Origin of the sequence: Embleya sp. NPDC050493 (assembly GCF_044458105.1) — a bacterium.
In the GTDB taxonomy this organism is placed as follows: domain Bacteria; phylum Actinomycetota; class Actinomycetes; order Streptomycetales; family Streptomycetaceae; genus Embleya.
Genome location: NZ_JBITHP010000016.1, coordinates 230438 through 234431 on the forward strand (window position 1 = coordinate 230438; position 3994 = coordinate 234431).

At 73.0% G+C, this 3994-nt stretch carries 3 protein-coding genes; 2 read left to right on the forward strand and 1 reads right to left on the reverse strand.

The features are described from left to right. Nucleotides 1–475: 475 nt before the first annotated feature. Nucleotides 476–1465, forward strand: coding sequence for a malate dehydrogenase (locus tag ACIBM5_RS28585; RefSeq protein WP_391585324.1), 990 nt, complete (start codon nt 476–478; stop codon nt 1463–1465). A 214-nt stretch (nt 1466–1679) separates the two neighbouring features. Here the strand turns inward: ACIBM5_RS28585 and ACIBM5_RS28590 are convergent, their stop codons facing one another. After that, nucleotides 1680–2639, reverse strand: a complete 960-nt coding sequence (locus ACIBM5_RS28590; protein ID WP_396009382.1) for an ADP-ribosylglycohydrolase family protein — start codon at nt 2637–2639, stop codon at nt 1680–1682. Between the two features lie 178 nt (nt 2640–2817). Between ACIBM5_RS28590 and ACIBM5_RS28595 the strand changes: the two genes are divergently transcribed. Further along, a complete protein-coding gene (locus ACIBM5_RS28595) occupies nt 2818–3312 on the forward strand; it encodes a MarR family winged helix-turn-helix transcriptional regulator (RefSeq protein ID WP_396009383.1) in 495 nt (164 codons plus the stop codon). The last annotated feature ends 682 nt before the right edge of the window (nt 3313–3994 follow it).

The following is a 3994-nucleotide window of genomic DNA, read 5'->3' on the forward strand; positions in this document are numbered from 1 at the left end:
CCCGCCCCGCTGCGCTCCGCCTCTGCCCCCCCTCCCCCGGGCGCCCCCCCCCCCCCCCGGGCCCGGGGGGGGGGGGGGCGGGGCCCCCCCCCCCCCCCCCCCCCCCCCCACGGCACGTCGGTACAGCCGGCCGAGGGCGACCGCGTCGATCGGGTCCGGCGCGGCGGCATCGGCCGGCACCGATGCGCCCGGGAGGCCGGAGGCGGGTCCGCCGGCCGGCTCGGACGGGTCCGACGCGGACACGTGTCACCCTCCGGAATCGATCGACTCCGATAAGTGATGAACCTACCGGTCGGTTCCGTCGAAACGAAAACGCGGCGGGCGGAAACCGGTTCGGGGCGAACCTCACACCGGTGGTTGGCGGAGCGGCCCCGGGGGCCGGAGTAATGTGGCGGCGAAAAGTATCTCGATGCCGAGCTACCGGCGGACTGCCATCGGCGTCGGATCCCGCCGCAGCAGAGGAGACCCGCGCGCAATGTCCCGTACCCCCGTCAACGTCACCGTCACGGGCGCGGCCGGTCAGATCGGCTATGCGCTGCTGTTCCGCATCGCCTCCGGTCACCTGCTCGGCCCCGACACCCCCGTGCGCCTGCGCCTCCTGGAGATTCCGCAGGCGGTCAAGGCCGCCGAGGGCACCGCGATGGAGCTCGACGACTGTGCGTTCCCGCTGCTCGACGGGATCGACATCTTCGACAACCCGACCGACGGCTTCGCCGGTGCGAACGTGGCCCTGCTGGTCGGCGCCCGCCCGCGGACCAAGGGCATGGAGCGCGGCGACCTGCTGGCCGCCAACGGTGGCATCTTCAAGCCGCAGGGCGAGGCGATCAACGCCGGTGCCGCGGACGACATCAAGGTGCTCGTGGTCGGCAACCCGGCCAACACCAACGCGCTGATCGCGCAGCAGCACGCGCCGGACGTACCGGCCGAGCGCTTCACCGCGATGACCCGCCTGGACCACAACCGCGCGCTGACCCAGCTCGCGAAGAAGACCGGCGTCGCGGTCACCGACATCGCGAAGCTGACCATCTGGGGCAACCACTCGGCCACCCAGTACCCGGACGTCTTCCACGCGCAGATCGCCGGCAAGAACGCCGCCGAGGTGGTCGACGACCAGACCTGGCTCGCGGACACCTTCATCCCGACCGTCGCCAAGCGCGGCGCGGCGATCATCGAGGCGCGCGGCGCCTCCTCGGCGGCGTCCGCGGCCAACGCGGCGATCGACCACGTGCACACCTGGGTCAACGGCACCGCCGACGGCGACTGGACCTCGATGGGTGTCGTCTCGGACGGCTCCTACGGGGTGCCCGAGGGCCTCATCTCGTCCTTCCCGGTCGTCTGTAAGGACGGCAAGTGGGAGATCGTCCAGGGCCTGGACATCAACGAGTTCTCCCGCGGCCGGATCGACGCGTCGGTGCGGGAACTGGCCGAGGAGCGCGACGCGGTGCGCGAGCTGGGCCTGATCTGACCCCGAGCCGGGGCCGGGAACCGCTCGTCGGTTTCGCCGCCCCGGAGGCCGGTCGGTGGTGACCGAGGGCGGGCCGAACGGCCCGCCCTCGGTGTGTTCCGGGAGCCCGCCCGGCACGATCGTGATGCGGGTGCCGAGCACCGGGGGGTTCGTCCCGGAGCCGGTCCGGCAGCGGTGGGCCCGCCGACTTCGTTCGAGGTCGGCGGGCCCGCTTTCACGTCCGGCCCGCGGACGTTCCGCCGCCCGTGTCGACCCAGCCCGGGACGGGCTCGCGGGCCGTGCGCCAGGAGCTGTGGATGTCGGCCGAACCGGTGCGCGACGCCACCACGCCCGCCGTGATCGCGCACGTCGTGTCGACGTCGCCCATGCCCCGGGCCGTTTCCCACAGGGCGTCGTCCAAGGCGTCCAGGTGGTGTGCCGCCGTCCACAGGGCGAAGGGGACCGTGTCGGGAGCGCTGATCCGGGTTCCGTTGCCCAATACGCTCACCGCGTTGCGGACCGAGGAGCCGGCCGGCAGCCGGGCTGCGGTGCGGATGCCGGAGGCCACGTCGCTCTCCGGCGTGTGCCGCGCCACCTCGGTCAGGAACGCGACCGGATCCGGGGCCGGTTCGTCCCGCCCGCGGGTCGCCAGGGCCGCCGCGATCGCCACCGCGACCGCGCCCGCCGCCGCCTCCGGGTGGGCGTGCGTGGTCGCGGCGGAGCGCTCGGCCTCGGCCGCGACGTGGGAGAGGTCCTCGTCCGCATGCCACGCGCCCAGCGGTGCGACCCGCATCGCGGCGCCGTTGCCCCACGAGCCCTGGCCCTCGAATTGACGGCGCGTCACCTCGCGCCACGGCTCGCCCTCGTGGATCGCGCGCAGCACGCCGTGCATCGACGGGCCGTAGCCGCGATGCGGGTCGGCCATGTAGGACGCGGCGAAGTGCGCGGCCAGTGCGTCCTGGTCGACGTCGTCGCACAGGTGCAGGATGCGCAGCACGGACAGCGCCATCGCGGTGTCGTCGGTCCAGTGCCAGAGCTCGGCCTCCGGTGCGATCCGGCGGGCCTGACGCTCGGTCGCCTCGGTGCCCCGATAGAAGAACCATTGTTGGCCGAAGGCGTCGCCGAGGGCGAGGCCATGCAGGGCGCGGGCGGCGTTGGCGACGCGCCGGGTACGGTCCGGACGGCTGGCGTTCATGCGCCTCACCCTGCCGGCCGGGTCCGACCCGGGCCAGGGATTTCCCGGGCACCCGACGTCGTTCGAGCCGCTCGAAGCCGGTCGGACTCGCTCGGATCCGAGGGAAAGTGTCGGATATTGCTCAGTCTTATCTCGATATCAAGAGGCTTGGCATCGAACGACTGGCTAGAATGATCCCATGAAAGACGAGGTCGACCGGCTTGTCGCGGCATGGAAGCGGGAGCGCCCGGACCTCGACGTCGAACCCCTCGAAGTACTGAGCCGGGTCACCCGACTGGCGAGGCATCTGGACCGCGCCCGGCGCACCGCGTTCTCCGCGCGCGACCTCGAACCGTGGGAGTTCGACGTGCTCTCCGCGCTGCGCCGGGACGGCGCGCCGTATCAGCTCTCGCCCGGCCAGTTGCTCACCCAGACGCTGGTGACCTCCGGGACGATGACCAACCGGATCGACCGACTCGCCGCCAAGGGCCTGGTGTTGCGACTTCCCGATCCGGACGACCGGCGCGGCGTACTGGTCCGGTTGACCGACGACGGTCGTGATCGGGTCGACGCGGCGATGGCCGAGCTGCTCGGCCAGGAGCGAGCCATCCTGGCGGGCCTGACGGACGATCAGCAGGCGGCTCTCGCCGGGCTTTTGCGTTCCCTTGTCGCGCCGTTCGACAACCACGCCTGAAACAAACCTCTTTGGCCATTTCGTGACCATGATTCACTCTTGGTGATCAAATGTGTCAAGCACCCGTTGTGTGTCGGGAACGCCTGCCTGTAGACAAGTCCCTGTTGGGAGCGGAACCGCAAGGGTTCGCCTCGGGGAACAGGAGCAGGGCATGAGGTGCAGCACTCGTCCGGTTGGCGGCACGCGTCGGAAGGGGCGCGTGGCATGCGCACGGAGCGACCGACCCACCCCCGCCGAACTCGCCGCACTGACCGGGCACGACTAGCCCCGCCCCTCGGGGGAGGGGGGAACGGCCCCGCTCACGATCCGCGAAGGCGTCTTGGGGAAGTAACGCCGGAGCGGTCGGAAGGCGGCGGCCGAGGAGTGACACCCCGGGGGCGTGGGGGCGGGAAATGCGGGGGGACAGGTGGGGGAATCGCGGACGAGCACAGGGGAAGCGGGAAGGGACGCGGGGGGCGTGGGGCGGGACGCGGGGGACGTGGGGTGGGGAAGCGCGCAGGGGCGGTGAAGCGAGGGGGTCGGGGGGCGAACTCGGGGAGAAGGATGGAGGGGTGGGCCGCGGGGGGGGGGGGGGGGGGGGGGGGGGCACCCCCCCCCCCCCCCCGCCCGGGGGGGGGGGGGGGGGCGGCCCCCCCCCCCCCCCCCCCCCCCCCCGGGGGGCGGGCGGGGGGGGGGGCGCCGC

Excerpts from the sequence above, each read along its gene's own strand:
- ACIBM5_RS28585 (WP_391585324.1), top strand. The coding sequence starts at position 476 with ATGTCCCGTACCCCCGTCAACGTCACCGTCACGGGCGCGGCCGGTCAG.
- ACIBM5_RS28590 (WP_396009382.1), bottom strand. The coding sequence starts at position 2,639 with ATGAACGCCAGCCGTCCGGACCGTACCCGGCGCGTCGCCAACGCCGCC.
- ACIBM5_RS28595 (WP_396009383.1), top strand. The coding sequence starts at position 2,818 with ATGAAAGACGAGGTCGACCGGCTTGTCGCGGCATGGAAGCGGGAGCGC.